The following is a 24,696-nucleotide window of genomic DNA, read 5'->3' on the forward strand; positions in this document are numbered from 1 at the left end:
TCGCCGGCATCCGCAATGTTCGCGTCATCGTTGGAGTTATCAACGCGACCGCAAAGCGTGGTGCTCGCGACGCCGGTTCCAAAGACTGGCTTGAAAATGTGGTGGTGAGTTACAGTTTTCATCCCGCCACCTCCGGCGAGGCTGGGAGGGGCGGCGCATTGGCTTAAATATACGGTTATATTTACCACCGACTGACCAGTCCCTATTTAGAAGCGTCCAAGTGACAGCATCGTCCTCTAAATATTCGTCTGTAGCCTTGATAATCTCACCATCTTCAAGAGCGCGATAACGGCACCCATCCGCTACAGGCCGGTCAACGCCCATGTCAGCAAACACGCAACCAGATGATGGGATGACCTCGATACTATCGACCCCATCCGCTACAGCATGAGACGCCGCTTGATCGGCTTCATTGTCGGCGCTTTCCCATCCTTCAGACCAGTCTTTTGCCTTGGATGTATCTTCTGTGAATGGGTTGTCATCTTCATCTACCCCAGCCTGTCTCGCTTCGAAGCCAGCTGCAAAAGGATCGTAACCGGGGTTTGTCAGATACCAAGGCTGTTCCGCTACAGGCTGAGACGAGAGAAGGCGGATATAGTGCTGCATGGATTGATGAACGGTCGAGCCGTAACAGCCACATTCGCGACCGTCACAGCACAATTGCCGGTCATACTCGCTGTGAGCGTCGATAACTCCGCAAGCCGCTTCCAGACCTTCCCGAAAGCTTTCATCCAACGCCTGCGCACGCGGGGATGGGGCTAGTGTGGACATGAAAGGTAAAGCAGAGTCCTTCAATTCTATTGGAACAGGATGTTCTCTTCTGCCCTCGAAGTACGATGCAGCTGTCATCACGCTGCCCTCCGCTTGAAAGGACGGCGATTGTCGTTGGCTGGCCTAATACGACGCATACGGATCATCTCGCCCGTTTTGCGCGACACTTCATATGCAATGTCTTTGATCTTTGCTGCAGTCGCCGGGTCGCTCACGCGATACCAACGGGCGATTGAGAAAATCGCTGCGACCGTCGTACCCTGTGCGATGAACTCGGCGGCGGTAAGGATGTGTCTTACAGACATTATTAGTGCTCCTCGTGTGGTGGTGGTGGTAAGCGTGACGACCCGTGGCGTGAAAACGCGCGGATCGTCGATGGTTGGGAATCTTGGGGCTCATCGGCCCCGTCGCTATCTCTTACGATAAATCATGTGACGCCGAGGCCTACTGCGCCAACAGTCACGAAGAAACCGATGACCACAGTCATTTCAACGGCTTCTCGCGCTGCATATCGCACCCAAGGCATGGGTCGGGCGTGCTTCTTTGCGCGGTAGTCAGGTCGGCGCATTGGCTCGTCGCTGCAGGCACGATTCACTTCGGTCTGCGTGTCCGGCTCCATATCTGCGAGCAATTCCAGCAGGGCGCGGTTCATTACGCAGCCTCCTTAACTTCGGAGACTTCGCTGGCGACATTCTCAACGCTGGCACCTGCCTCGCGGAGTTCAGCAAAGAGTAAGCCTTGATTGCTGGTAGCAATCGCGCCGCTTGTCTGGAAAACTTCGTATGTTTCTCCGGGGCAGAGCTTGGCGAGGCGTGTTGCCTCTGCCAGTGCTTGCTCGAACGAGCCGTGTTCATACGGTAGGGAAGTGGCAACGCTAACGCGGCCGGTCTGTTTACCGCGGCGGAATACAAAGAATCCGCCGCCGATAACTTCGTTCCTGCGAGGTGCTGGCGATCTTCTTCTTCTCGGGGTCTTGCTCATGATTTCTACTCCTCGTGTTTGGTGGATTCAGCAGATTAAGCTGGTGAGGCCGTCTTCGTGCTACTGCTAACACATATACGATAAACGTATTTTAGTGTCAATTCAAAAATACGAAAATCGTATATGACACAGATATACGATTATGCGATATATCTGCTATGGAAACGGATATAATAAAATGGTTCGCTGAAGCGCTTGATGCTTGTGGGTTGACGCAAGAGCAAGTTGCAAAAGAGCTCGGATTAAACCGACAGCCTGCGATAAGTGAAATTCTAAAGGGCAAGCGTCAGCTCAAGGCCAATGAAATGGTCATAATGAGTAAGCTGAGCGGAATGCCACTCCCGGATCGCAGCACAAAGATACCTGTGCTTGGATATGTCGGCGCTGGCGCCGAAGTTTATCCAATCGACGATGGCGATCCGCTGTACGATGTAACCATCAGTAGCGCACTCCCGAAAGACACAGTCGGCGCTATTGTTCGCGGCGACAGCATGTATCCCATTTTTGAGGATGGGGATCTGGTGGCCTACTCAGGAATCGAGATGCTACCCGAAGACGCGCTCGGCAAAACTTGCATGGTCGAACTGCAAGATGGTCGCGTCCTCATAAAAACCGTTCGTCGCGGTGTGGTTCCCGGCCTCTACACTTTAACCAGCACAAATGCTCCGGATATAGAAGATGTAGAAATTGTGTGGGCTAGGAAGTTTGTAATGCGGATGCCAAGGGAATTTTGGCGCTCTCTATAATACGATTATCGTCTGAATTCTAAAGGTCGCATTAGCGGCCTTTTTTCTTCCCTTTTTTTACAAATACGAAAAACGTATCAATATTCGTTGACAGAAATACGAATCGCGTATATCTTCCAATCGTCAACCGACACTTAGAAGGTCGGGACACACAAAAGGAGAATGAATTGCATAAAGAGAAGCCGGAGCTTCCGCGACCGGACAGATAGTAAGTCTGCCAAGTACCAAAGCCACCCAAGACGACCGACCAGGCACACGAGGAGAAGATCATGAACATTTCAGTCAGAGCGCTTTTCACCGACAACAACAAATACCCACCGTAGACCAACAGGAGCGCTGGCCTCGCATATGAGGCTGGCGATGTTGCGCGTGGCAAGATGCCAAAACAGTAAGTTGACGATGGAGCTTTGTCTTGGCCAATCATCTTATTTCTATTGATACGGTTGGCCGTGAAATCAAAGCCCGCATTGAGGCTGGTGATAAAGCATTAGATAAAGCCGAGCAGCATTATATTGCTGCCGGTATTCAGCTTGCTGCTGCAAAGCAACGGCTGTCAGAGACCCGTGAAATGCGATGGTCGGCATTCCTTTTCTCGCATGCTCGCCTTAGCGACGAAACCGCCCGCAAGTACATGATGTTGGCAAATGGCGATACTACTCTGGAAGAGATTAGAGAAAAGAATGCCGCTGCCGTTAAGCGGCACAGAGAAAAGAAATCAGCCTCACAACAACAGCTTTCGGAAAAACCCAATTACGTAATTGGAAGTATTCAACAACAAAATCAACGCACTAGCAATTCACTAGGCAGAATTACAAGAATTGTCGAAGCCATTCAAGCAGCCGGTGACGACGTATTATCTCAAATTGAAGCGCTGCTTAACATCACAGAGGAGAATGTGAATGGCTAGAGCATTAGTCAAGTCAGATCCCAAAAGCCTAGAAATAGCAATTTCTGACATTAAGGCTGGAAATCGTCCTGTCAGCATCCCGCTTACGGATCGTCAACCTGAATATACTGATTATCAAGCGCTCGGATTTGTGCTGCTTGAAACGGTATTGCGTCAAATGACGCCGTGGGAAATCAGCTTCGCCGCAAGCATGATAAGCACCAGTCATCCATCTGCCAAGCAGCGCGAGCGCGCAAAAATCATTCTTAAAATTTATCTCGGTCTAGATATTGATGCTGGAACAACGCCATCTTCCGGCGTGGCTAACGATAATGCGCCTGCCACCGCATCCACGCGCCGTAAAAAATCAGCCTAACACCCATTCTGCCTTACCAGCAGAACGTCATATCTGGATGACGACCAAACACGAACAAAAGCCCTACGCCAGATAGTATGGCGAAAACTAAAAAGGCGGAGTTTGTGAGCCGGCACCACCCGCTGCTCGCTCCGCCCCGTAATAACAGGGCACACGAGGAGGAGCTAAGCTCAACCAAACCCTGTTTTCCTTCGCAGGTACCACCCCGCGCAGGACCACAGATGGCTTCACCAAGGCTATTTGTCAACCGACACCAACCACGAGGAGAGCATGAAAGATTATGAAACCATAGAAGAAGTGCATCGTATGCACGAGGCAGGAGCTAACCCGACCGAGATCGGAAATGCGCTTAGCCTACCCAGATCGACGGTAGCTTCAATTTTGCGTCGTCCTATTCCAAAATCTACAGCCGACCGCGTTGTCGTGCGGTGTGTTTCTAACGGTGGTTGGTCCACGGCCAATCACTGTGTGAGTTATATCGCAATGCCGCGCATTCGAGCGTTGGAAGCCGCGAACGATAACTACGAGCAAAACACAAAACAGCCGGGCGAAATCGCAGCCTGAGCAAAGATGGCCTCTGCGCCGATACAGCGGAATGCAGGCCACAGATCAACCTCCTGACAGGAGGAATATCAATGAAATCCCACAACTTGCATGAGCCACACAAGGCGCATCAAACAAAATTTACACGAACTGGCGAGCGGGACACAACAAACCGCAAGCCTTATCGAACAGCCGCTCAGAAGCTTCATGCCCGAGACACTGCTATCGTTAAAGACGGTCGTTACGTGTCAAACGCGCCTGTGTTGTTCAGCAGAACGCAACGGAGGTCAGCATGACTTGTGATTGCGGCGATTGCTGGGATTTTCCCGGCTCAATTGTGACCCACAAACTGACCGGCTGGAAGGGCGTCATAATCGGCGACCGAGACGGTTGTACGTTCCTCACGGTGCGGTTCTGGATATCAGGCACAGGGCTTGGAACGATGGAAGCTTCGCGCTTCGAAGTTGAACCACCAGCCAATGATGGCGACGGCGGTGGCGGCTCTGAAGTCGGAACCGAAGAAGACAATGTCATTCCGGTTGACTTTACCAAGGGGGTGAAGCTGACCGCAAAAACAAAAACAAAGACGAGGGGAGTAGCGTGATGGCCCCATTCAAAGACTACGTCGTTGAAGACGACCGCATCTTGTCCAGCGAAACAGCGCTGGGCCTTGGCGATCGTTTCGTCATGGGGCTCGCAGTTGTCGCAGCCTTAGCAGTGGCCATCGGCTTTTACTCATGGGTGCTATTGTGAACGTCGTAACGCCAGTCGGCAATGGCACCGGCAAGATAGCGCGTTCGCTTGCTCTGACGGGCTTTACGCTAGCGCTTTTGCTGGCCGTGGCAGGGCTCATCTTCTGGAATGCAGTGCTGCCATTCTACGGCGTGCTTTATTTGTGGGGGAACTGATGGAAACCTTCGACAGGATTCATGGCATCTTTCTTATGGTCGTCGGGTGCGGATTCCTCTGGTACGGGCGCACTGACTTAGCAACGTTCATGACCGCTCTTGCTGGCGTGCATTTCGCCAGAATCGCGGCATTCAAATGACCTACCCACGCTTTCCCACAATGGCAACATCCGCGCCGGTCTGGCTGATTGGCTCACTTGTTTTGCTAGCCATGATGATCGCCATCCAACTTACCCACTGACCACCGACCAAAACCACACGAGGAGTTATTTATGGCTATCAGCCTATCAAGCCTCAAGTCTACGAAGAGAAACGACCCGCCAGTCATGCTTTTGTATGGCGTCGACGGCATCGGCAAGACCAGCCTTGCCGCTGAGTTTCCTGATCCAATCTATCTTGCAACAGAAGGCGAGCGACCGCCGTCTGATGTTGAAATGGCAACGCCAGGCACGATTGAAAGCTTTGAAGATCTGCTGAATATCATTGGCGAGCTGCTCACGGAAGAACATGATCGGCGCACCGTCATCCTCGATAGCGCCGACGGCTTAGAACCGCTTGTCTGGGCTGCGACCTGTGCCCGTCTTGGCATCACCAGCATTGAGGAAGCCGGGTTCGGTAAAGGCTACGTGGAGGCCGATACCGAATGGAATGAACTGATGTCGGCTTTATCCGCCGTGGCGCAGGCTGGCATTTATGTGGTCATCCTTGCGCACCCTGAAATCGTGCGCTTCGACAGCCCTACAACCGATCCATATTCACGATACCAGCCTAAGTTGCATAAGCGAGCAAATGCACTGGTTCGTGAAAAGTCTGACGTCGTCGCATTCATGAACTACCGCGTTTCCATCAAGGAAAAGGAAGTTGCGCGCCAGACAAAGGTCGCACATGCTGAGGGCGGCAAAGAACGCCAGATCCATCTGAATGAAGGTGCAGGCTTCAATGCCAAGAACCGCTATTCAATGCCTGATGCTGTTCCATACCGCAAAGGGCAGGGTTTTACTGAACTGGCGAAGTACTGGCCGGTTGCGAATGACAATGCGGCGCAAAGGGACGCCGCATAATGGAAAAAGCACTGGCAGGACTGGTTACCGTTGCCGCCATCCTTTTCTTTGCACCACTGATCGGCGTTCTCTTCGGCGCGTTCTCGGGATGGGTTGTCGGCTTCTTCTTCACTGAAACTGTGCAGTCATTCCTCACCGCTTTAGGCGTCAATGCCGGTCACTTGTCACTTTGGCAGATCGGCGCTGCGCTTGGCTTCATCGGTGGGTTCTTTCGACCAACCGTGTTCCGCGCAAAACCTTAATCGGCGCATTCATTCTGCGCATTCAAATACCACACCACCAACACGAGGAACTAATACATGGCGAGACTTGGAACGGCGTTTGACGCCACCCAACACGACACGACGCAGTCGGATTATTCCGAACTGCCGAATGGCACATATAAGATGGAGATCGAAGCGGCTGATGTTACTCCGACATCGACCGGCAGCGGCACCGTTTTGAAAACCACAATGAAGGTGCTTGAACCGGCAGATTATGCCGAGCGTAAGATGTTCAGTAACTACAACATTGAGAACAAGAATCCGACCGCGCAGGAGATCGGCCAAAAGCAATTTGCCAGCCTTTGCCGCGCGATTGAAGTGTCGGCGGTCGAAGATACTGACGACCTGCTTTTCAAGTCGTTCACCGTTCGTGTGGCTCTCGGTAAGCCTTCAAAAGACGGCCAGTACCCCGCGCGCGCTGAGATCAAGAAATACTTCTTCCCAGACGAAAACAACGTGCCAGAAGCGTCAATTGACGTTCAGCAACCTACTTCGCGTCCGGTAGCTGCAAATGACAATAGGGCAGCGGCTGCAAACGATAACAAGCCAGCGCAGGCTGCAAAAGCTGCGGGCAGCCGTCCTTGGTCTAAGGGCTGATCTATAACTGGCTACCGGTGCTTTCGCGCCGGTGGCCAACCGAACCGAACACGAGGAGTTTTGTATGGCTTATGTATCCGAGCGCAGACAGATCGATGGTGCGCTTCCAATACGCTTTGACGGCGCCTTCGTTGCTGGCGGCGCAGTAACGAGCGTATTTACAGGCGCTGAAATCAATGACGTTGATCTCTATTTCAAATCTCGCCGCGCATTCGAGCGAGCTGTTTATGATGCATATGAGGAAGGCTTATGGTGCGTTGCAGCCAGTAAGCGCGCGGTGACGTTCACCGATCAGAGCAACAATATTGCTCAGCTGATGTATTTTGACTTCTTCCCAAGTGCCCAGTCTATTTTTGACGCCTTTGATTTTACCGTTTGCATGGGCGCGGTGGATCTGGACGCGGGCGCCAATAGCCCCGACTCCGGATTTGCCTTTCATCCTGACTTTCTGAAGCACAACAGCCAGCGCTTTCTGAAATTCAATGCTGGTACACGTTATCCACTCGCGTCAGCTACCCGCGTCCTGAAATACCAACAGCGCGGCTACACCATTGGGAAAGGCGACATCATGAAAGTTGCCTTGGCCGTTCGCGGCGTGAAGATCGAAACTTGGGAAGACCTCAAGGACCAGATCGGCGGCGCTTACGGTGACAAGGTTGTACTTGGAAACGAGGACAAACCTTTCACCATTGAAGCGGCTATCGAGGCGCTGACTGTTGAGGATGCCGAAAGTGAACCATGGGTGCAACCGGTCAACGATAATATGCCGGGTAATGCCGAAGCGCTTCTGGAACACCTTGCCGATCTCAATGGCATCGAATTTGTTCCGCCTGAACTTGATGAAGACGGCTGGCCTCTAGCGGCCTAAACCAACCACGGCGCGGTCACCAGCCGCGCCTAACACCACCAACACGAGGAGAAACCCATGCGGGTAACGCTTGATCGAGCACAGCTTGCGCACGCCTTGTCGACCGTGACAAAGGCAGTTGAGGCCAGAACGACAATTCCAATTCTTGGCAACGTGCTTTTGTCCGCGGACAATGGACAGTTGAGCATCACCGGTACAAATCTTGATCTGGAAATCAGCACCAGCTTGCCGGTTCTGGACAGCCAGGACGGCACTGTAACTGTTGCAGGCAAGCTGCTTCTGGATATTGCCAAGAAGGCAACGGGCGACGTTATGCTGGAAGCCGATGGCGATCATCTGGTCATCAAATCTGGAAAGAGCCGTTTCAAGCTGGATACGCTACCAGCGGCTGACTTCCCGTCCTTCAATCGCGGAAGCTTCGATACCACGATCGAGTTCGATCTGGCATCGCTCGTGCAGACTGTCCAGTTTGCAGTAAGCACCGACGAGACCCGCTTTTATTTGAACGGCGTCTTTCTGGAAGCAAAGGACGGCCATATCGTTGCCACGGCGACAGATGGTCATCGCCTAGCGTCGACACGTATCGAGCAGGAAGCATCGTTTGCGTCGGTCATTCTGCCCAACAAACTGCTGTCATTGCTACCGACCGGCGTTGTGTCGGTGTCGCTGTCGTCAAACAAGATCATGGTCGAAAGCGGTTCTACTGTAATCGTGTCGAAACTCGTCGACGGCACATATCCGGATTACGAGCGGGTTATTCCAAAGCCATCAGAGCGTGTCGCTACGCTGTCGGCTAAAGCACTGCGCGAAGCCGTCGGCCGCACATCAGTTATCGCCAATGAACGGGGCAGGGGCGTGCGCTTCTCGTTTGCATCTGATGCCCTGACGCTGAATGTGGCCAACCCAGATCGCGGTGATGCGACTGAGGAGATGGAAGTTTCATTTAGCGCAGAGCCGCTGACGATTGGATTCAACGGTCAGTATGTCAACGATCTCATGGCGGCATTTGGCGCTGATGAAGTCACGATGTCGATGGCCGACTCCGGTTCGCCAGCATTGGTAACATGCGCAAGCAGGCCGGGATATAGGTGCGTAATTATGCCGATGCGGGTGTAGGACCATGAAAAGCGTCTTCGCGATATTCAAGCAGGTCTCACCCGAAACATATCGGCCATTTCGGATCATCGAAACCTACGTGACCTCGGAGGGGATGCGTTCGCGCATCTGCTCTGGCGCGTTCTCCACGTTCGATGCCGCTCAAGGTTGGGTTTCTCAGCTGGAAACTGGTTCGGCTTAATGGCACCACTCCCCATACCACAATCAACAACTGTCGGCGCGATCTACGCTGCTTACGAAGCCCAGGCGAAATCCTGGGACTCGTGGGGCATCAGCGTGGGCGAGGCAGGCACGGAATGCGACAGGGCGCTTTGGTATGGCTTCCGCTGGGCATCTGCTCACGAAGTCCATAGTGGCCGGCAGCTGCGCTTGTTTGAAACGGGTAACATCGAGGAAGACCGGCTCGTCGCTGACCTCGAGAGCATCGGGGTCGATGTATACGGGCAGCAAGACAAAATCCGGCTGGTGTCAGGCTTCGTGCGTGGCAAGTGCGATGGCAAGGCAATGAATGTGCCGGAGGCGTCGAAGACAGAGCACTTGCTGGAGTTTAAATCGAGCAACGCCAAGGGGTTCGCGCTGATTGTTAAGGATGGCTGTCAGAAAGCAAAGCCACTTCATTATGCGCAGTGCCAGCTTGGAATGCATGCCTTCGGTTTGAGCCGGTGTCTATATCTCGTGTTGTGCAAGGACAGCGACAGTCTCTATTCAGAGCGCATCGAATACGATCTGGAATTCTGCTTACGGCTCGTTGCGCGGTGCGAACGCATCGTGTTTTCGGATATGCCGCCGAGCAGAATTAGCGAAAACCCGGAGTTTTTTGGCTGCATGTTCTGCAAGCATAAGGCGGTTTGTCATCATGATGCGCAGCCGCGTGTGAACTGCCGAACATGCCTCCATGCTCAGCCAGAAAGCGGCGGTGATTGCCATATCTCATGCGCACGATGGGCAAAGCCTTTGTCGATCGATGAACAACGCGACGGCTGCCCGGCGCATTTGTACCTACCAGGCATGGTGAATGGTGAGCAGATCGATGTCGACGAGGATGCAGAAACGATCACTTATCGAATGAAGAGCGGTGAGGTTTGGGTGGATGGCGCTAAGGGTTAGGACCAGTATTGGGAGAGGCGAGATCGTTCTTCTTCTACCAACCGGGTCACTTTAAGCGCACCGTCAAGGCATTTTAAGAACATGGCACGGGCGGAAAATAGACTTTCACGACACTCTTTTTCCAAAATTTCCACACTTTCATCAAGTTGCAGTACGGTTTTAAAGTAATGTCTATTAAGCAGAAAAGGGTTTCTACCATTAACAGACAACGGATCGGTTAATTTGAGTAATCTTATCTCCTTTATGGTTTGAATCTCTATTTTATTATCGATGTGTTTCTTCATAAACTCCAGAGATCGTGATGATTGATGCTTAATGGCGGTCATTTCCAATGGCAGATCTGGATCAATTAGGGGAGAAGTATAAGAATTTATTGTATCAATCCGCCGATCGATAAAATCACCAAATGCGCGCAAGTACCCAATGGAAATATTCTCATCTTCTACATATAGGTTTTGGATGGTTTCGGACAGTTTTTCATATGCTCGAAGTACATCTAACTCTTTTTGTACGCTTCGCTTGATAGTCGCCACATGCTGCCTGCGATTAGCATCCAATTGTTGCTTAGCAACGACCACAGCAACCAGAACCGGGATGCCTGCAAGGATCGTTCCGTAGTCTGCCATCAGTTTTAGAAACGCATCGCCAAAACTCTGATGTCGAGTATAGAGCGCGCCAAAAACCATCGCGCAAACGCCGACATAAACAGCTGTCGCCACATACAAAATCGATGAAGAAAACTGCTCGTTTTCTTTTTCTACGTTCTCTTTATCAGACAAGGTAACGCCCCCAACATGCTAACCTTACGAAACTACCAGTCAGAAGCAATAGACGCCGTTTTCGACTATTGGCAAGAGGAGGCAGGCAATCCGCTTGTTGATCTTGCGACAGGCACCGGCAAGTCGATGGTTATGGCGTCTCTTATCCAGCGCCTGGTTGAAGGCTGGCCAGATATGCGCGTGATGGTCATTACTCATGTGGCGGAGCTGATTCAGCAGAATTATCTTGAGTTGCTCGGCATCTGGCCGTTTGCACCGGCAGGCATCTATTCTGCTGGCCTTGGTCGTCGAGATGCGCGCAGTCAGATCGTGTTCGCGGGCATTCAAACGGTGCACAATAAGACCGCGCAGATAGGGCACATCGACGTCCTTATGGTCGATGAGTGCCATACAATTCCCGTGAACAGCAACACGATGTATCGAAAGTTCATTGATGCGCTGCTTGAGATCAATCCAGATATGAAGATTCTCGGCTTGACCGCAACGCCTTATCGTCTGGATAGCGGTCGCCTTGATGAAGGTGAGGATCGGTTGTTTGACCGTGTCGTTCATACCTATGGCGTTGCTGATGGAATCCGCGACGGCTTCCTTGCTCCTCTCACGAGCAAGCCTACCGCCACGGAATATGACGTGAAAGGCGTGGGTCGTCTCGGCGGTGACTACAAGCAGGGTGCGCTTGAAGCGGCGATTAATAAAGCCGACCTTAACGAGGCGGTCGTGTCTGAGATCGTTGCAAAAGGTGCAGATCGTCGTTCATGGCTTTGCTTCTGTGCCGGCGTCAAAGCCGCTCTGGACGTGCGCGACGTGATAAGATCGCGGGGCATTACGTGCGAGGCAGTGACAGGCGATACGCCAAAAGAAGAACGCCGTCGCATTCTTGAGGACTTCAAAGCCTACCGTATCCAGTGCGTGACAAACAATTCAGTTCTTACTACAGGATTTAATCATAAGGGCGTTGATTTAATTGCATTTTGCCGACCAACTTTGTCCTTAAGCTTGTATGTACAAATGGCCGGTCGAGGCACTCGTCCACTCTATAAGGCCGGTGCGCCGCTGGATACGGTTGAGCAACGCTTAGATGCTATTGCTGCTGGACCGAAGCGGAATTGCCTTGTGCTGGACTTCGCCAAGCTTGTCGATCGGCATGGGCCAGTTGATATGGTTGAGCCTAAAGCCCCGAGCGCCGGCACTGGCGATCCGCCAATCAAGATCTGCCCTCAAGAGCCTGATGCTTTCGGGATTACAGGTTGCGGCGAGAAAGTGCATATCTCTCTGATGAAATGCCCATGCTGCGGCTATGACTTTCCTCCGAATGAGGAAGAGAAATTAACCCGACAGGCTGCGGACGTACCGATTGTCAGCACGGCAGAAGCCGAATGGCGCAAGGTGACAGGCAGGACGTTCCATTTCCACGAAGGCAAGGGCGACAAGCCCCCGTCTGTCAAATGCAGCTACATCGCAGGCTATACGCAGATTAATGAATGGCTGTGTCCGCAGCATACCGGATTTGCGCAAAGTAAGGCGCATCGATGGTGGACGCAACATGGAGGCCAGCGGCCGTTTCCAAAGACGGTTTTGGAATGGCTTGAACGCCAGCGTGAACTGCTCACTACTGACGAAATCAGCGTCGTGCCAAACGGTAAATATTGGAATGTGAAAGACGTGCGGGCAGGCCTGATGCTCGGAGCGGATGCCGACAACGACAATGTGCCGGAGCCTGTGAACGACAATGTTTCTATCGGACTTTCGGAGCTGCTCGACGACGAGATTCCGTTCTAAAAAAAGAGCGGCCCGAAAGCCGCTCCTCACTAACTCAGAAAGGGGCTGATTACTTCGCCCAACGACCTTCATACTTGAACTCAGGAGCCTTTTCGAGCGCCTCCTTGGTCGTGTCCATCTTCGCTGACCACTTCTTATCGTTCTCTGAATAGAGAATTTCGACATTCTGCGGTGCGACAGTTACATACTTTTCACCGACGCCGAGGAAGCCACCGACTGAAACGATATAACCTGTAAGATTGCCTTCAGAGATCACGAGATCCTGAATTTTGCCGATGGTTTCATCTTTCGAGTTTACGATATCAAGATTGATGATGTTGTTCGTAAGAACGTCAGTTGGCTTCGCTGTCACAAAGACTTCTGTTTCCGTTGTTGTAGCCGTTTGAGCGTTTGCAAAAGAAGCGAGTGCAACAGTAGCGACAGCAGCTAACAGAATACGACGCATTTAAATTCTCCTAATAAAATCTTGACATTAACGTCGGTGGAGAAATGCGAATGGGTGCATATTGGTTCCAAAAATAAATTTGAATTTTTACGGATGAAGGCTTGCACCGAGTGGCGACGCCACCACAATGAGCATTACCGGCCTCACCAGCTAACCACACGAGGAGTATGAAATGACGGATGTTACCTTCGATCCATATACCATTGCTGCCGTGGCAGAGATGGGCCACAACAACCCGCCAACCTCTGCATATGAAGCGATCAGACAGGAAATCGAAGACCTGTTCGATGAATCTAAGAATTTCGCGGACGGCGAAGCGATTGACAGTGCTGCATTAGCCGAAGCCGTTACCGAACTGCACGACAAGCTGCATGACGCTGGCAAGCGTGCTGACGAGGTTCGCAAGGACGAAGCTAAGCCGCACGACGATGCCAAGGCTGAAATTCAGACGCGCTACAACAAGTTGATCGGAAACACTAAGACGTCAGGAAAAGGCAAAGTCGTGCTCGGCAAGGAAGTGCTCCAAGGGCTGCTGACCCCATGGCGCAATAAGGTTGCCGCCGAAAAGGAAGCTGCGGCACGTGCAGCGCGTGAGGAAGCCGACCGCGTAATCCGCGAGGCACAGGAAGCCATGCAGGCGAGCGCTGGCAATCTGGAAGCACGCGAACAGGCCGAGGAACTGGTCAAGGAGGCGAAACAAGCCGACCGTTGGGCCAAGCGCGAAGATAAAGCCGCTACTACTGGCACTGGTCTGCGTTCGGTCTGGCACGCTGATATGATTGACGAAGGCATAGCTTTGGATTGGGCATATGGCAGAGCACCCGAGCGTTTCAAAGCTGTCGTGCAGGCAATGGCCGAGGAAACAGTGCGCGCTGGTATGCGTCAGGTGCCTGGTTTCAAGGTGCGTGAGGAAAGGGTGGCTAGGTGATGGGTAAGGAAGCAAGGATTAGCGTGAGGGTTGTATAGCCAACGAGGTAATAGGAAAGAACTTATAGAAGTTTCCAAGATGTTTCTTCTGCAGATCGTGTTTCTCGCAGGCTCTCTCGACGGATTCTTGATCAAAGTTGAATGAAGAAAGAACGAGTCGAGGTTTAAACTCAGGATTCCCGCCAGCTTCCTTTCCGATTTGGCTAAACATCTGAAACAAACAAGTAGCATATCCAATTTGATACTGACGATTTAATCTGAAGTAATCGTTGTTGGTTGTGCAACGTCGATTGAAATTTTCTGTGTGCCATTTTACGCGCAGAAAATGCTGCGCAAGCTGCGGGCTTATATAATTTAAATCCCTCAACAACGATGGTTCTGGAGTAGGAATAGGAACAGGAGCCGCTCGTGCAGAATCCCTCGTTATTTGCCGACGATAGTCACTGACCATCGTTCCGATCGTGTAGAATCCATCAAGTGCATTGTCTATACGCCCGCGCTCGCGAGTTTCTCTGAGATGTCTTATTTGTTCTCGTCCCGAAAAAATAACAAATGCACCGCCTGCGACTGCAGCCAATCCCGCGAGTAGTTGTTGGTAAGGGTTCACCCACTTCAACAGGATAATCCATCTCACCCACTCAAGGAATTCAGAGAAACAAGCGCCACTCAGAAACATTCCGCATGTGCTCTCATAGTGCCACGCAACAAATGCCAGCAGCGCCCACGTAGATGCAATGCCAATCGCCCAAGATTTCCACTTTTCCATAGGGCCCCACGCCAAAGAAGAATCGATAAACACTTATAGCAACCACCCCGCCATCCACCAACTGGCGGGTTGCCACACACGAGGAGAGAATGAATGCAGGAAGAGCTACCCAGCGGGCCTTTTGGCTGCGTCCTTGCGGACCCGCCATGGTCTTTCAGAACGTACGGAAAAAAAGACGTTGCGCCGGCACGAGGCCGTCAGCCTTACGGTGTAATGTCACTTGACGATATCAAAGCGCTGCGTGTCGAACAGGTATGCGCTCGCGACTGTTTGTTGTTTATGTGGACGGTTTCGCACCTGCAGGCCGCTGCAATCGATGTGGCTGCCGCGTGGGGATTCAAACCTGTCAGTGTTGCTTTTGTCTGGGACAAAGGCCGCATGGGCATGGGTTACTGGACACGGCAGGAAGTAGAAATCTGTCACTTGTTCAAGCGGGGCAAGCCTCGCCGTCTATCGAAGGGCGTGCGCTCCCTTATCAAGGCTCCGCGCCGCGAGCATTCCCGCAAGCCCGATGAGCAATACGGACGCATCGAGAAGCTGGTCGACGGTCCTTATCTCGAGCTCTTCGCTCGTCAAGCGTGGCCGGGTTGGTCTTCATGGGGCAACGAGTCTGAGAAGTATGTGGCTGCCAATGATAACCAAGATTTGCTGGGGAGGGTGGCTTAATGGCGAAACTCACGAAGGCTCAAGCAAAGGCGCACTCTCAAGCAGTTGCCATCCTTCAGCAAGAACGGTTGTCGGAAGATGATAAGGAATTCGTATATCGCAACTGGAACGAGGGCGCGAACCACGTAAACGGCGCAGCAGGTGCTTTCTTCACCCCATTCGATATGGCTTTTGATTTTGCGATAGATGCTGGCGGCGGTCGCATTATTGACCTGTGTGCTGGGATTGGAATGCTATCTTACGCAATTTGGCAGCGTAGCAGTTTCAACGATAATAGGCCGCAAATTACCTGTGTAGAGCGTAATGCCGAGTATCTTGAGGTCGGGAAAAAGTTGCTGCCAGAAGCAGAATGGATTCACGCTGACGTATTTGACGTTCTCGATATGGGACTGAGGCACTTCGACACTGCGATTAGCAACCCTCCGTTCGGAAACATCAAGCGGACCAGAAACTCTCCGAGATACAGCGGCAAGGATTTCGAATTCCACGTAATTGATATTGCGTCCCACCTAGCAGACTACGGCACGTTCATCGTCCCCCAAATGTCGGCAGGCTTCAATTATTCCGGACGGAATAGCTATGAACGTCAGACCAGTGGCAAAGCCGTTAAGTTCCAGGAGTTGACCGGTCTGCATTTCGATACAGGCTGCGGCGTCGATACTGCTTATTTCATCGATAAGTGGAAAGGCGTCTCTCCAATGTGCGAGATCGTTTGCGTTGAATTTACAGATGCGCCCGTCGTTGCCCAGAAAGTGCAACCGAACCCAGCAAACGACAATGTCCAAAAACCAGTGCAACACAGCCTTTTCGGTGACGCAGCATGACCCATCCGGACCAATGCCACGTCTGCCTCCGACATGCTGTCGGTCTCGGTGTGCAGGAGCACAAAGAACCGATCCGTTGGTTATGTAAGGAATGCGCAGACATTGCTGAGCACATCGTGCACCGCCGCCGCTTGGACCCTTACGAACTGCGCGCCCTTGATACGGGTGTTGAAGCTGTTGGGGCTTTCCTTGGCACTATAGGCAAAACCGACCTTGCTGAATGCGACGAACTCGAAGCGCGCATGCTGGTGAAGGCCGCGTGGGAAGGCTGCGGGCGAGGAATGCTGGAAGCTCTTAAAGCAGCTCCTTTTTAGGAAAGGCGCCATTATAATGAAAAACGAGAACGACAATAACGCACTGCGCTTTTTGTCCGTGTGTAGCGGGATTGAAGCAGCTTCGGTTGCGTGGAATCCACTCGGATGGAAGGCAGTTGCTTTTAGCGAGATTGAGAAATTCCCTTCAGCTGTGCTGGCGCATCATTATCCGGATGTACCGAATCTTGGAGATTTCACCAAGATCGATACGTCCGCACTCGGACGCGTCGATATCCTCTGCGGTGGCACGCCATGTCAGGCGTTTTCCATCGCGGGAGCGCGCAGGTCGCTTGACGATGCACGCGGTAACTTAACCCTAGCCTTTGTGGAGCTTGCACATGAGCTTGCAGCAGGAAATGGACTTCGCAACGTCGTCTGGGAAAACGTTCCCGGCGTTCTCTCGACAAAAGACAACGCCTTCGGATGTTTCCTGGCAGGACTTGTCGGAGCAGATGATCCCTTGCAGTCGCCAGACGGGCCTAAATGGCCAAACTCAGGTATGGTTGCCGGGCCGCGGGCACGGGCCGCTTGGCGGATTCTCGACGCTCAATATTTCGGATTGGCCCAACGACGCAAGCGTGTCGTCGTTATCGCAGATTTTGGAAACGGCGCAGATCCCGCAGCGGTTTTATTTGAGCGCAAGAGCTTGTCAGGGAATACTCCGCCGAGCCGAGAAACGGGGAAAGACATTGCCCCAACAATTAGCGCACGCCCTACAGGCGGTGGCGGACTTGGAACAGACTTCGATTTAGATGGTGGGTTGATTTCATCAACAGGCAGTGTGGCACACTGCCTGAATGCTGGTGGCATGGGGCGACAGGACTATGAAACTGAGACGATGATTGCCTTCGCTCAGAATACTCGCGACGAAGTGCGCATCGTAAATGGTGATGGTTTAATAGCTGGTGCACTCGCGGCCGAACCGGGAATGAATCAGCAAACCTATCTAGCTTTCGACTGCAAGGCATCAGGGCGAAGTGGTTTCGGGGTTGGCGAAATTAGCCCAACGTTGAGGGCCATGAATAGTGTTGATGGCAATCAGAATGCGGGTGGTCAGGTGGCTGTTTGCGCACCTGTCGCTTGGTCCAGCATGCCACAGAACAGCGGCAAGGATTACAAGGCGCTTCAGGTCGACGTCGCGCAGCCTTTGATGGCTGGTGGACCTGTAGGCGGCAATCAGGGTGGCGACTACATCCAGCAGCAATGGGCCGTCCGCCGTCTTACACCTACCGAGTGCGAGCGCCTGCAAGGTTTCCCTGACGAATACACCAATATCCCTTGGCGCAACAAACCTAATAGCCCTGACGGTCCGCGCTACAAGGCTCTGGGTAATAGCTGGGCAGTGCCGAAGTTCCGTTGGATTGGCGAAAGGATTGCTCGCCTGATGCCGATGTCACCAGCCAATGACAATCATTGCACAGAGCCAGAACGCCTCTGCGCATAAAGCCGGTTCAGTAAATCTATCATGTCATCGGCCTCCTGAATATCGAGGTCAGTGACATAGGTGTCATTTACCATAGCCACAAGGCCAGTGAAAATATCAATCACAGACCAAGTGCCGTCTGGCATCTGCTTCATATCATAGCGGGTTTCAGCCATGGACGCGCTCCAAGGATTATTCATGCAGAATAACATCATTCAGCGCGTTGCAGAAGATCAACCGCAGCTTAAGGCAATTGTCCGCTTCCACCTTCGTGCTGCCGTTCCATGAATGTCCGGGTAATTTGCACCAGGCATTCATTCGCCTCTGTCTCGGTGAGCCCTGTCTGAAGCTTACCTTTGAACTCGGCAGGTTCATTTTTGTATGACTCAATAACAGACCAAGTTCCGTCCTGTTCATGGCGAACCTTATAGCCATTCTCAATCATAGTTTCCTCCTTCAGGAGTTCACATGCAGAATATTTCCAGTCGGCAGTTCTCAGAAGACCCAATGCTCGACGTCGCGTTGTCCTATCAGGCACGCAACTGGCCGGTCTTTCCGTGCCGTTACCGCGATGAAGAAATCATTGACCAGCACACCGGCGAAATCGAAATCCTCGCTACTAAAACGCCGCTGACCAGCAACGGGTTCCGTGGCGCGACGCTGAATGAGCGCATCGTCCGTGAATACTGGCGCCGCAACCCTTCCGCAATGATTGGCGTGCCAACAGGTGCGCCTATAGGTGCATGGGTGTTGGACATTGATCCGAAACACGGCGGCGACGAAACGCTTGCCTTCCTTGAGCAGCAATACGACTCGCTCCCAACAACGCTAACAGCAGAAACGACGAGCGGCGGCCGTCACTATTTCTTTCGTCATCGTCAGGGCGTTCGCAATCGCGGCGCGCTTGGTTCCGGGGTCGATGTACGCGGTGACGGCGGTTATGTCATTGCGGCCGGGAGCGTGCCGGAAGTTGGCCTGCCTTATCGCTGGATATCGGAACAAGAGCCGGTCGACGCGCCAGACTGGTTGCTGGATCTCGTGCTGCCACGCTCGTACGAAAGCACATACACCGCAGCACCGTCTGTTAGCGGCACGATCAATGACTGCTATGTCGAGCGTGCAGTTCAGTCTGAGCTGGACGATCTTGCACTTGAGCCGATGGGTAACCGCAACAATCGACTGAACGACGCCGCGTTTCGTTTGGGCACATTTGTCGGAGCTGGCGCTCTGGCTGAATCCGAAGCTCGTGCGCTGTTGCAGGACGTGGCCAGAGGCTGGGGCCGAGACTGGCCGCGCTGCGTTAAGACAATCGACAACGGCCTTGCTGCCGGCGCACGTAGTCCTCGAACAGTGCCACAGAACGACAATGACAACACGCGACTGGTCGATATCAGCCGTATGATTGCCAATGGATTGGCTAAGGCAGAAGCGCGCTCCGAAAGCGAAGAAGTGCCCCAAGAGGCCGACCTCCATTCATCTATAATCAAACCAGTACAACTTATTGAAAAAGTGCGAGCAATCATTGCGACTCCGTTCGTCTGGAAAGACCCGTCTACGCTGCCAAGGCGCGAATTTGCGTTCGGTAAGCACTTCATTCGCAAGTACGTTTCAGTGACGGTCGCGCCAGGAGGTCTTGGTAAAACGGCCAACAGCATCATCGAAGCACTGGCCATGGCATCAGGCAAAGCACTCAACGGCACAAAGCCGCCGAAGCGTCTGAAGGTGTGGCTGTTCAATGCCGAAGATCCGCGCGATGAGCTTGAGCGCCGCATCATGGCAGCGTGCATTCATTTCAATCTGAAGCCAGCTGACATTGATGGGCATCTGTTTCTCGACACCGGTCGCGAGCAGGAACTGGTCATTGCGATCGATGACAAGAAGGGCGTGCGTATTCAGGAGCCAGTCGTTGAAGCTGTTGTTGAAACGATCTCTGAGTTAGGCATAGACGTGATGATCGTGGATCCGTTCGTGTCGACGCACCAGGTCAATGAAAACGACAACGGCGCAATCGACAAGGTGGCCAAGCTCTGGGCTCAGGTAGCCGACCGTACGAACTGCTCCATCGATATCGTGCATCATCTGCGCAAGGTAAGCGACCGCGAAGCAACCGTCGAAGACGCACGCGGTGCTGTGTCGCTGATAGGTGCGGCGCGTTCGGTGCGCGTGCTTAACCGCATGTCGGAAGCGCAGGCGAGTGAGGCCGGCCTGACACACGAAGCTCGGTTTGCGTATTTCTCTGTGACATACGGAAAAGCTAACCTCGCGCCTCTTTCGCATAAAGCTGACTGGCGAAAGCTTGAGAGTGTAGCGCTGGGGAACGGGCAGGGCCTTACCAAGCCTCAAGATCATGCGCCAGTCGTAACGTCGTGGGCTTGGCCGACAAGTGAGGAAGTCGCCGAAACCCTGACTGATGACGAGCGCGAAGCAATCCGGGGCGTCGTGAATGGCGGTACATACAAGCCGGCACCACAGGCCAAGGACTGGGTAGGACGTGCCGTTGCTTATGCACTGCAGCTGGACGTTGATGAAGAAGCGGACAAGAAGCGCGTCAGCATGATCACCAAGGCGCTGTTTGCTGAGGGCTTTCTAATGAAAGTGGAAGATCGAGATCCCGTTCAGCGCAGGGCGATGACGTTCGTGAGAGCAATGTGATTAGCAGAGTACTATGCAATTTAGTTGTTTATTAACTGTATACTAGTGGACATTTCTATCGAGTTTCAATGTGCATCGGTGTTGCCATAATACTACAGACTTTTTGCATTGTTGATATATCTTTAGGCTCAGAAAATATTTTAGCGCTCCGCTGGAGATGGGAGAATAAAATGAACATCAAGTCAATCTTGCTAGCCACTACTTTCGTATTCACTGGATTTGCTGTAGCCAATGCTGCAGATGCAATTCAATACGAAGAACCAGCTCCAGTTGTTATGGCTCCGACCTTCACCTGGAACGGCGCTTACCTCGGTGGCCAGATTGGTTACGGCTGGGGCAAGTCGCGTTCGCCTCGACGGTGGCGTCAACGTCAAGCCAGATGGCTTCCTCGGCGGTCTTTATGCAGGTTACAACTTCGATCTCGGCAACAGCGTTGTTCTGGGTATTGACGGTGACGTAACCTACAACAACCTCAAGGACAGCTACTCTGAAACTTTCCTTGACGGAACAGACAGCGTTGAAAGCAAGCTGCGTTGGTCGGGTGCCGTTCGTGCCCGTGCAGGTTACGCAGTTGATCGCTTCCTTCCATACATCGCTGGTGGTGTTGCTTTCGGAAGCGTAAAGAACACATTGTCGTCGACTGGTGCTGATGGTTCGTTCGAAGCCTCGCAGAGCAAGACCCTCACCGGCTGGACCGCTGGCGCAGGTATTGACTACGCAGCAACTGACAACGTCATCGTTCGCCTTGAATACCGTTATACCGATTACGGCAACAAGGATTACGACTTTGGCTTTGGCGACGGCTCGGTTCGCAACAAGTTCAAGACTAACGAAGTTCGTCTCGGCGTCGCATACAAGTTCTGATTTTTCAGGACCTCACGCACAACTTTACCGCTCAGAGAAATCTGGGCGGTTTTTTTTGTTTAAAAATAGGCTCAGAAGTCGGAAATATTTCGTCTGCGCCTGACTGCCGTATCTATCATTCCCTACGCACGTCTCTATATTATTCGTCGTATTAGCAGCAAATCATCTCCCTCCAATGCTGGCTAGTTTATGGTTAGGTGGTGATATGGAAGACAAGTTCTTCTTTCTGCACGCGACTGGTCAGTCAGTTGAAGAAATTCGATCAGTTGATTGGGCCAATAATGAGTTGGGTAATTCTGAAAGCTGGCCGTTGGCGCTTAAAATAGCTTTGCAGATGATGCTTGCATCGCATTTTCCTAAAGCGATCTGCTGGGGCTCCGAATATATTACTTTTTTCAATGATGCATTTCGCCCAATCTTAGGCAATAAGTCTGATTGTATGGGTAAGCCATTCAGCGATATTTGGGCTGAGGCATGGTCGGAAATCGCTCCAATCGCTCAAAAAGCATTTAAGGGTGAAGCGACATTCATTGAAGATTACCCGTTAGTAATCGATCGTTACGGCTATCCTGAACAATGCTATTTCACTTTCTGCTACAGCCCCATCAGAAATGATGATGGCTCTGTCGGAGGTTTCATTGATACCGTCGTAGAGAGCACAGGCAAAGTTGAAGCTGAAAAGAACGCTGAAGTCTTCAATGCCGAACTCGCGCATAGAATAAAGAATAATTTCAGCATAATAAACGCGATTGCCAGTCAGACATTTGCGGAATCAGACTACGAAAACCTGCGAGCATTTTCTGAACGTCTGCGAGCCCTAAGCAGCGCTCACGATGTACTGCGGCTTGGCAAAGGTTCCAACGGTTCCATTAATCAGATCATGCAAGGCGTGTTAGCCGCCCTCGCTGTTGATCAACGCATAGCGATTGCGGGACCAGATATACTGATAGGTCCCAAAGGCGGAACTGCAGTATCGCTTCTGATCCATGAACTTGCAACAAACGCGATCAAATACGGTGCACTCTCCAATGACGTTGGTCGAGTGAACGTTGTTTTGCAAACCTCGATTGTGGATGGCTCCGAAATACTGACGATTCGTTGGGAAGAAGTTGACGGTCCCGAGGTAGCTCAACCTGAGCGAGCTGGCTTCGGATCAAAGTTAATTCGTATGGGCTTGTTGGGGTCTGGTGGCGTCAAGACTGACTACTTGCCAAATGGGCTTAAAGCAGAAATATCGGCGCCTCTGCATTCTTTGATCGAAGACAAGCGGCATCTCTGAGCTATTTACCACAAGCGATATACAGCCCACTGTCACAATCAAAATACAATCATAGGTAACGCGTAAGTCATACTGCGTAAGTCTCAAAAAACCTGAAAAGACTTGCGCAAAAGCACGCTGCTTTTAGTGCGTAAGAGTTCTTATATAGAAACTTACGCACAAAGCGCGCAGCGCGTAGTTCTATCCGTTTGAGAACTACGCACTTTTTAGAAAATTTCCTGATTGAAAAATACAACCTGATTTGAGGTTGGTTGAAATTATACCGGTTGACGCTTGACCGACGTGTCACTCCCACCATGATGTGAATTGTTCCGCTACCAACGGAAGCCCACCAAGCTGACACACCATGAACACGAGGAGAGACAATGACACGAAGACGTGCGCTGAACGGCGCGTCATCCGGCAAGCCAAAAACCACAACGCAAATTGTCCGGATCAATGGCGTCCGAACAATCATCACGACACGCAACGGCAAGGTCACAACAAAAGCAGCCCTGCCTTTAGAATGGGAACTGCAAGCTGCACAAGTTCGCAGCCTGCGCAGATTGCCAGAGTACGTCCACACAGCGCGAGACGTTCGACCGGGAACATTCACACTAGCTGGAGATCAAAACGCAGCCAAGCGCGGCCCCAAGGCAAGAGCCGAGGCATTAGCGGCAGGTCTTACACCAGGCGAGGCCGACGTGAGGATTTACATCTACGGCGGTGTGCTGCGCCAGATTGAGAACAAGGTCGGCAAAGCCAAGCTTGAACCAAGCCAGATAACCCGCCATCCGTTGCTCGATGCTCTTGGCTTTCCAGTCGTGGTGGTCAGGGCAGTTACCGAGGATGATGCAGCAGCGCAGGCAGTGAGGCTGGTTAAAGGCTGGCTGCTGGAGGCTGCTGTGCCGGAAGCGGCGAATGAAAACCAACCAACACCACATGGGGAGAACATTAATGACGCAGATTAAACCAACGATCGCGACGACAGCCATTCACGGTTGGCACATCCCTGAACGTACCCCAGACGAAAGGCAAGCCGCCAGAGAACGTATACGGCTTGAACGCGCCCGTGAGGTCAAGGCGCTAACAAAAATGCGCCGACGCATTGAAAAGCGCCAGTCTATCGGCGACGATTGGGATGGTCGCGCTGCGAATGACAACATCGCGTGGCCTCTGGCTACCGCGCTAATTAAGGAAGGCAACACTGACCTTCTGAAATACGCAATGATGTATCGTCGCATTCACACGGCAGCTAAAAGCAATGCGGTCCTTGGCGGGTCTTCAGTCATGCTAGGGGATGGGATGGCGATCGATCGGCATATTCATGTCCGACCGAATGGCAGCGTCGCTTACAAGCATGTCAGGCAATCTACTGCCGCCAGCGTGGATATTCCATCTCGCAAGAAAAGTATCACCGACTCCGAAACGCAGCTTTCATCTGATAAATCCGAAAGCGGATACACCAGTGTACCGAAGCCGTGGAGGGGCGATGTGCCTGTCAATGAAATGATTGACGCGCAACATAAGCTTGGTCGGCTGCAATCCGCATTGGGCCATCTGTGTGAGCCGTTCGAACTAGCCTGCATCGACGGGAAGACATTAGCGGAGGTTGGAACAACAGTCGGAATTGCCAATCGAAGCGGAGCGCAAGGTGCAGGACGTGCGCTGGTCCATACGGCATTAATAACGCTGCGAGATATTCTAGGAAATTTGCAGCGACAAGACATAGCCGCCTGACGCATGCGCTGATCCGCTCAAAGCTTGGTAATAGTG

At 52.3% G+C, this 24,696-nt stretch carries 34 protein-coding genes and 1 pseudogene; 26 read left to right on the top strand and 9 right to left on the bottom strand.

Going from position 1 to position 24,696, the window contains the following annotated elements:
* Positions 1 to 39 precede the first annotated feature (39 nt).
* The 4 genes from CEV32_RS08560 to CEV32_RS08575 all read right to left on the bottom strand — a co-directional run bounded on the left by CEV32_RS08560 (position 40) and on the right by CEV32_RS08575 (position 1,752).
* Complete coding sequence (locus CEV32_RS08560) at positions 40 to 771, bottom strand: hypothetical protein (protein ID WP_167382769.1); 732 nt, start codon at positions 769 to 771, stop codon at positions 40 to 42.
* Between the two features lie 77 nt (positions 772 to 848).
* Positions 849 to 1,076: a hypothetical protein gene (locus CEV32_RS08565; protein ID WP_094576220.1), complete on the bottom strand. Its 228-nt coding sequence runs from the start codon at positions 1,074 to 1,076 to the stop codon at positions 849 to 851.
* Between the two features lie 122 nt (positions 1,077 to 1,198).
* Positions 1,199 to 1,423, bottom strand: coding sequence for a hypothetical protein (locus tag CEV32_RS08570; protein WP_094576222.1), 225 nt, complete (start codon positions 1,421 to 1,423; stop codon positions 1,199 to 1,201).
* Positions 1,423 to 1,752: a hypothetical protein gene (locus CEV32_RS08575; RefSeq protein ID WP_235818773.1), complete on the bottom strand. Its 330-nt coding sequence runs from the start codon at positions 1,750 to 1,752 to the stop codon at positions 1,423 to 1,425. The genes CEV32_RS08570 and CEV32_RS08575 overlap by 1 nt, the downstream gene beginning before the upstream one ends.
* 158 nt (positions 1,753 to 1,910) lie before the next feature.
* On the opposite strand from CEV32_RS08575, the gene CEV32_RS08580 reads away from it, so the two are divergent.
* The 15 genes from CEV32_RS08580 (at position 1,911) to CEV32_RS08630 (ending at position 10,223) form a co-directional block, all read left to right on the top strand.
* Positions 1,911 to 2,498, top strand: a complete 588-nt coding sequence (locus CEV32_RS08580) for a helix-turn-helix domain-containing protein (RefSeq protein ID WP_094576224.1) — start codon at positions 1,911 to 1,913, stop codon at positions 2,496 to 2,498.
* A gap of 412 nt (positions 2,499 to 2,910) precedes the next feature.
* Positions 2,911 to 3,405: a hypothetical protein gene (locus tag CEV32_RS08585; RefSeq protein WP_094576226.1), complete on the top strand. Its 495-nt coding sequence runs from the start codon at positions 2,911 to 2,913 to the stop codon at positions 3,403 to 3,405.
* Positions 3,398 to 3,760 (top strand): hypothetical protein, encoded by a 363-nt coding sequence (locus tag CEV32_RS08590; RefSeq protein WP_094576228.1) that lies wholly within the window; start codon positions 3,398 to 3,400, stop codon positions 3,758 to 3,760. The genes CEV32_RS08585 and CEV32_RS08590 overlap by 8 nt, the downstream gene beginning before the upstream one ends.
* Before the next feature lie 270 nt (positions 3,761 to 4,030).
* On the top strand, positions 4,031 to 4,324 hold the full coding sequence (locus CEV32_RS08595; RefSeq protein ID WP_094576230.1) for a hypothetical protein: 294 nt from the start codon (positions 4,031 to 4,033) through the stop codon (positions 4,322 to 4,324).
* A gap of 271 nt (positions 4,325 to 4,595) precedes the next feature.
* Entirely contained in the window at positions 4,596 to 4,907 is a 312-nt protein-coding gene (locus CEV32_RS08600) for a hypothetical protein (RefSeq protein ID WP_094576232.1), read from the top strand.
* A complete protein-coding gene (locus tag CEV32_RS23635; RefSeq protein WP_167382770.1) occupies positions 4,907 to 5,056 on the top strand; it encodes a hypothetical protein in 150 nt (49 codons plus the stop codon). The genes CEV32_RS08600 and CEV32_RS23635 overlap by 1 nt, the downstream gene beginning before the upstream one ends.
* Positions 5,041 to 5,211 (top strand): hypothetical protein, encoded by a 171-nt coding sequence (locus CEV32_RS23640; RefSeq protein ID WP_167382771.1) that lies wholly within the window; start codon positions 5,041 to 5,043, stop codon positions 5,209 to 5,211. The genes CEV32_RS23635 and CEV32_RS23640 overlap by 16 nt, the downstream gene beginning before the upstream one ends.
* Complete coding sequence (locus tag CEV32_RS23645; RefSeq protein WP_167382772.1) at positions 5,211 to 5,351, top strand: hypothetical protein; 141 nt, start codon at positions 5,211 to 5,213, stop codon at positions 5,349 to 5,351. Before CEV32_RS23640 ends, CEV32_RS23645 begins: the two co-directional genes overlap by 1 nt.
* 132 nt (positions 5,352 to 5,483) lie before the next feature.
* The gene (locus tag CEV32_RS08605; protein ID WP_094576234.1) at positions 5,484 to 6,272 is read left to right on the top strand and encodes an ATP-binding protein; all 789 of its coding nucleotides are present in this window, start codon (positions 5,484 to 5,486) and stop codon (positions 6,270 to 6,272) included.
* A complete protein-coding gene (locus CEV32_RS08610) occupies positions 6,272 to 6,514 on the top strand; it encodes a hypothetical protein (protein ID WP_094576235.1) in 243 nt (80 codons plus the stop codon). Before CEV32_RS08605 ends, CEV32_RS08610 begins: the two co-directional genes overlap by 1 nt.
* A 57-nt stretch (positions 6,515 to 6,571) precedes the next feature.
* Complete coding sequence (locus tag CEV32_RS08615; RefSeq protein ID WP_094576237.1) at positions 6,572 to 7,132, top strand: DUF669 domain-containing protein; 561 nt, start codon at positions 6,572 to 6,574, stop codon at positions 7,130 to 7,132.
* 64 nt (positions 7,133 to 7,196) lie between these two features.
* Positions 7,197 to 8,000 carry a hypothetical protein gene (locus tag CEV32_RS08620; RefSeq protein WP_094576239.1) on the top strand — a complete coding sequence of 268 codons (804 nt, stop codon included), beginning with the start codon at positions 7,197 to 7,199 and terminating at the stop codon, positions 7,998 to 8,000.
* A 57-nt stretch (positions 8,001 to 8,057) separates the two neighbouring features.
* On the top strand, positions 8,058 to 9,116 hold the full coding sequence (gene dnaN, locus CEV32_RS08625) for a DNA polymerase III subunit beta (RefSeq protein ID WP_094576241.1): 1,059 nt from the start codon (positions 8,058 to 8,060) through the stop codon (positions 9,114 to 9,116).
* Between the two features lie 4 nt (positions 9,117 to 9,120).
* Complete coding sequence (locus CEV32_RS23650) at positions 9,121 to 9,297, top strand: hypothetical protein (protein ID WP_167382773.1); 177 nt, start codon at positions 9,121 to 9,123, stop codon at positions 9,295 to 9,297.
* Positions 9,297 to 10,223, top strand: a complete 927-nt coding sequence (locus CEV32_RS08630) for a PDDEXK family nuclease (RefSeq protein ID WP_094576243.1) — start codon at positions 9,297 to 9,299, stop codon at positions 10,221 to 10,223. Before CEV32_RS23650 ends, CEV32_RS08630 begins: the two co-directional genes overlap by 1 nt.
* Here the strand turns inward: CEV32_RS08630 and CEV32_RS08635 are convergent.
* Positions 10,220 to 11,002 carry a hypothetical protein gene (locus CEV32_RS08635; protein ID WP_094576245.1) on the bottom strand — a complete coding sequence of 261 codons (783 nt, stop codon included), beginning with the start codon at positions 11,000 to 11,002 and terminating at the stop codon, positions 10,220 to 10,222. The genes CEV32_RS08630 and CEV32_RS08635 overlap by 4 nt on opposite strands.
* A gap of 15 nt (positions 11,003 to 11,017) precedes the next feature.
* Here CEV32_RS08635 and CEV32_RS08640 point away from each other — a divergent pair, with 15 nt between their 5' ends.
* Positions 11,018 to 12,781, top strand: a complete 1,764-nt coding sequence (locus tag CEV32_RS08640) for a DEAD/DEAH box helicase (RefSeq protein ID WP_094576247.1) — start codon at positions 11,018 to 11,020, stop codon at positions 12,779 to 12,781.
* A gap of 49 nt (positions 12,782 to 12,830) precedes the next feature.
* Here the strand turns inward: CEV32_RS08640 and CEV32_RS08645 are convergent, their stop codons facing one another.
* Positions 12,831 to 13,226 carry a PRC-barrel domain-containing protein gene (locus CEV32_RS08645; protein WP_094576248.1) on the bottom strand — a complete coding sequence of 132 codons (396 nt, stop codon included), beginning with the start codon at positions 13,224 to 13,226 and terminating at the stop codon, positions 12,831 to 12,833.
* A gap of 172 nt (positions 13,227 to 13,398) precedes the next feature.
* Here CEV32_RS08645 and CEV32_RS08650 point away from each other — a divergent pair, with 172 nt between their 5' ends.
* Positions 13,399 to 14,154: a hypothetical protein gene (locus CEV32_RS08650; RefSeq protein ID WP_094576250.1), complete on the top strand. Its 756-nt coding sequence runs from the start codon at positions 13,399 to 13,401 to the stop codon at positions 14,152 to 14,154.
* A gap of 18 nt (positions 14,155 to 14,172) precedes the next feature.
* Here CEV32_RS08650 and CEV32_RS08655 read toward each other — a convergent pair whose 3' ends face one another.
* The gene (locus CEV32_RS08655) at positions 14,173 to 14,919 is read right to left on the bottom strand and encodes a hypothetical protein (protein ID WP_143128804.1); all 747 of its coding nucleotides are present in this window, start codon (positions 14,917 to 14,919) and stop codon (positions 14,173 to 14,175) included.
* A 93-nt stretch (positions 14,920 to 15,012) separates the two neighbouring features.
* On the opposite strand from CEV32_RS08655, the gene CEV32_RS08660 reads away from it, so the two are divergent.
* The 4 genes from CEV32_RS08660 to CEV32_RS08675 are packed head-to-tail and all read left to right on the top strand — an operon-like array spanning position 15,013 to position 18,167.
* A complete protein-coding gene (locus CEV32_RS08660; protein WP_094576254.1) occupies positions 15,013 to 15,585 on the top strand; it encodes an MT-A70 family methyltransferase in 573 nt (190 codons plus the stop codon).
* Entirely contained in the window at positions 15,585 to 16,409 is an 825-nt protein-coding gene (locus CEV32_RS08665; RefSeq protein WP_094576256.1) for a methyltransferase, read from the top strand. The genes CEV32_RS08660 and CEV32_RS08665 overlap by 1 nt, the downstream gene beginning before the upstream one ends.
* Complete coding sequence (locus tag CEV32_RS08670; protein ID WP_094576258.1) at positions 16,406 to 16,723, top strand: DUF6511 domain-containing protein; 318 nt, start codon at positions 16,406 to 16,408, stop codon at positions 16,721 to 16,723. Before CEV32_RS08665 ends, CEV32_RS08670 begins: the two co-directional genes overlap by 4 nt.
* A gap of 16 nt (positions 16,724 to 16,739) precedes the next feature.
* Complete coding sequence (locus CEV32_RS08675; protein ID WP_094576260.1) at positions 16,740 to 18,167, top strand: DNA cytosine methyltransferase; 1,428 nt, start codon at positions 16,740 to 16,742, stop codon at positions 18,165 to 18,167.
* Here the strand turns inward: CEV32_RS08675 and CEV32_RS08680 are convergent.
* Positions 18,134 to 18,322 (bottom strand): hypothetical protein, encoded by a 189-nt coding sequence (locus tag CEV32_RS08680; protein WP_094576262.1) that lies wholly within the window; start codon positions 18,320 to 18,322, stop codon positions 18,134 to 18,136. The two genes, CEV32_RS08675 and CEV32_RS08680, sit on opposite strands and share 34 nt — an antisense overlap.
* 68 nt (positions 18,323 to 18,390) lie before the next feature.
* On the bottom strand, positions 18,391 to 18,591 hold the full coding sequence (locus CEV32_RS08685; protein ID WP_235818774.1) for a hypothetical protein: 201 nt from the start codon (positions 18,589 to 18,591) through the stop codon (positions 18,391 to 18,393).
* Between the two features lie 23 nt (positions 18,592 to 18,614).
* Here CEV32_RS08685 and CEV32_RS08690 point away from each other — a divergent pair, with 23 nt between their 5' ends.
* The 5 genes and pseudogenes from CEV32_RS08690 to CEV32_RS08710 all read left to right on the top strand — a co-directional run bounded on the left by CEV32_RS08690 (position 18,615) and on the right by CEV32_RS08710 (position 24,660).
* Entirely contained in the window at positions 18,615 to 20,798 is a 2,184-nt protein-coding gene (locus CEV32_RS08690) for a bifunctional DNA primase/polymerase (RefSeq protein ID WP_235818775.1), read from the top strand.
* 170 nt (positions 20,799 to 20,968) lie between these two features.
* Positions 20,969 to 21,662 (top strand): annotated as a pseudogene (locus CEV32_RS08695) (outer membrane protein).
* Positions 21,663 to 21,867: 205 nt separating this feature from the next.
* A complete protein-coding gene (locus CEV32_RS08700; protein ID WP_094576498.1) occupies positions 21,868 to 22,941 on the top strand; it encodes a PAS domain-containing sensor histidine kinase in 1,074 nt (357 codons plus the stop codon).
* A 365-nt stretch (positions 22,942 to 23,306) separates the two neighbouring features.
* On the top strand, positions 23,307 to 23,891 hold the full coding sequence (locus CEV32_RS08705) for an oxidoreductase (protein ID WP_094576266.1): 585 nt from the start codon (positions 23,307 to 23,309) through the stop codon (positions 23,889 to 23,891).
* Complete coding sequence (locus CEV32_RS08710) at positions 23,878 to 24,660, top strand: hypothetical protein (RefSeq protein WP_094576268.1); 783 nt, start codon at positions 23,878 to 23,880, stop codon at positions 24,658 to 24,660. The genes CEV32_RS08705 and CEV32_RS08710 overlap by 14 nt, the downstream gene beginning before the upstream one ends.
* Positions 24,661 to 24,696: the final 36 nt, after the last annotated feature.

The sequence above is a fragment of the Brucella rhizosphaerae genome (assembly GCF_002252475.1).
Classification (GTDB): Bacteria; Pseudomonadota; Alphaproteobacteria; order Rhizobiales; family Rhizobiaceae; genus Brucella; species Brucella rhizosphaerae.

Excerpts from the sequence above, each read along its gene's own strand:
- CEV32_RS08560 (WP_167382769.1), bottom strand. The coding sequence starts at position 771 with ATGTCCACACTAGCCCCATCCCCGCGTGCGCAGGCGTTGGATGAAAGC.
- CEV32_RS08565 (WP_094576220.1), bottom strand. The coding sequence starts at position 1,076 with ATGTCTGTAAGACACATCCTTACCGCCGCCGAGTTCATCGCACAGGGT.
- CEV32_RS08570 (WP_094576222.1), bottom strand. The coding sequence starts at position 1,423 with ATGAACCGCGCCCTGCTGGAATTGCTCGCAGATATGGAGCCGGACACG.
- CEV32_RS08575 (WP_235818773.1), bottom strand. The coding sequence starts at position 1,752 with ATGAGCAAGACCCCGAGAAGAAGAAGATCGCCAGCACCTCGCAGGAAC.
- CEV32_RS08580 (WP_094576224.1), top strand. The coding sequence starts at position 1,911 with ATGGAAACGGATATAATAAAATGGTTCGCTGAAGCGCTTGATGCTTGT.
- CEV32_RS08590 (WP_094576228.1), top strand. The coding sequence starts at position 3,398 with ATGGCTAGAGCATTAGTCAAGTCAGATCCCAAAAGCCTAGAAATAGCA.
- CEV32_RS08595 (WP_094576230.1), top strand. The coding sequence starts at position 4,031 with ATGAAAGATTATGAAACCATAGAAGAAGTGCATCGTATGCACGAGGCA.
- CEV32_RS08600 (WP_094576232.1), top strand. The coding sequence starts at position 4,596 with ATGACTTGTGATTGCGGCGATTGCTGGGATTTTCCCGGCTCAATTGTG.
- CEV32_RS23635 (WP_167382770.1), top strand. The coding sequence starts at position 4,907 with ATGGCCCCATTCAAAGACTACGTCGTTGAAGACGACCGCATCTTGTCC.
- CEV32_RS23640 (WP_167382771.1), top strand. The coding sequence starts at position 5,041 with ATGGGTGCTATTGTGAACGTCGTAACGCCAGTCGGCAATGGCACCGGC.
- CEV32_RS23645 (WP_167382772.1), top strand. The coding sequence starts at position 5,211 with ATGGAAACCTTCGACAGGATTCATGGCATCTTTCTTATGGTCGTCGGG.
- CEV32_RS08605 (WP_094576234.1), top strand. The coding sequence starts at position 5,484 with ATGGCTATCAGCCTATCAAGCCTCAAGTCTACGAAGAGAAACGACCCG.
- CEV32_RS08610 (WP_094576235.1), top strand. The coding sequence starts at position 6,272 with ATGGAAAAAGCACTGGCAGGACTGGTTACCGTTGCCGCCATCCTTTTC.
- CEV32_RS08615 (WP_094576237.1), top strand. The coding sequence starts at position 6,572 with ATGGCGAGACTTGGAACGGCGTTTGACGCCACCCAACACGACACGACG.
- CEV32_RS08620 (WP_094576239.1), top strand. The coding sequence starts at position 7,197 with ATGGCTTATGTATCCGAGCGCAGACAGATCGATGGTGCGCTTCCAATA.
- dnaN (WP_094576241.1), top strand. The coding sequence starts at position 8,058 with ATGCGGGTAACGCTTGATCGAGCACAGCTTGCGCACGCCTTGTCGACC.
- CEV32_RS23650 (WP_167382773.1), top strand. The coding sequence starts at position 9,121 with ATGAAAAGCGTCTTCGCGATATTCAAGCAGGTCTCACCCGAAACATAT.
- CEV32_RS08630 (WP_094576243.1), top strand. The coding sequence starts at position 9,297 with ATGGCACCACTCCCCATACCACAATCAACAACTGTCGGCGCGATCTAC.
- CEV32_RS08640 (WP_094576247.1), top strand. The coding sequence starts at position 11,018 with ATGCTAACCTTACGAAACTACCAGTCAGAAGCAATAGACGCCGTTTTC.
- CEV32_RS08645 (WP_094576248.1), bottom strand. The coding sequence starts at position 13,226 with ATGCGTCGTATTCTGTTAGCTGCTGTCGCTACTGTTGCACTCGCTTCT.
- CEV32_RS08650 (WP_094576250.1), top strand. The coding sequence starts at position 13,399 with ATGACGGATGTTACCTTCGATCCATATACCATTGCTGCCGTGGCAGAG.
- CEV32_RS08655 (WP_143128804.1), bottom strand. The coding sequence starts at position 14,919 with ATGGAAAAGTGGAAATCTTGGGCGATTGGCATTGCATCTACGTGGGCG.
- CEV32_RS08660 (WP_094576254.1), top strand. The coding sequence starts at position 15,013 with ATGCAGGAAGAGCTACCCAGCGGGCCTTTTGGCTGCGTCCTTGCGGAC.
- CEV32_RS08665 (WP_094576256.1), top strand. The coding sequence starts at position 15,585 with ATGGCGAAACTCACGAAGGCTCAAGCAAAGGCGCACTCTCAAGCAGTT.
- CEV32_RS08670 (WP_094576258.1), top strand. The coding sequence starts at position 16,406 with ATGACCCATCCGGACCAATGCCACGTCTGCCTCCGACATGCTGTCGGT.
- CEV32_RS08675 (WP_094576260.1), top strand. The coding sequence starts at position 16,740 with ATGAAAAACGAGAACGACAATAACGCACTGCGCTTTTTGTCCGTGTGT.
- CEV32_RS08680 (WP_094576262.1), bottom strand. The coding sequence starts at position 18,322 with ATGGCTGAAACCCGCTATGATATGAAGCAGATGCCAGACGGCACTTGG.
- CEV32_RS08685 (WP_235818774.1), bottom strand. The coding sequence starts at position 18,591 with ATGATTGAGAATGGCTATAAGGTTCGCCATGAACAGGACGGAACTTGG.
- CEV32_RS08690 (WP_235818775.1), top strand. The coding sequence starts at position 18,615 with ATGCAGAATATTTCCAGTCGGCAGTTCTCAGAAGACCCAATGCTCGAC.
- CEV32_RS08700 (WP_094576498.1), top strand. The coding sequence starts at position 21,868 with ATGGAAGACAAGTTCTTCTTTCTGCACGCGACTGGTCAGTCAGTTGAA.
- CEV32_RS08705 (WP_094576266.1), top strand. The coding sequence starts at position 23,307 with ATGACACGAAGACGTGCGCTGAACGGCGCGTCATCCGGCAAGCCAAAA.
- CEV32_RS08710 (WP_094576268.1), top strand. The coding sequence starts at position 23,878 with ATGACGCAGATTAAACCAACGATCGCGACGACAGCCATTCACGGTTGG.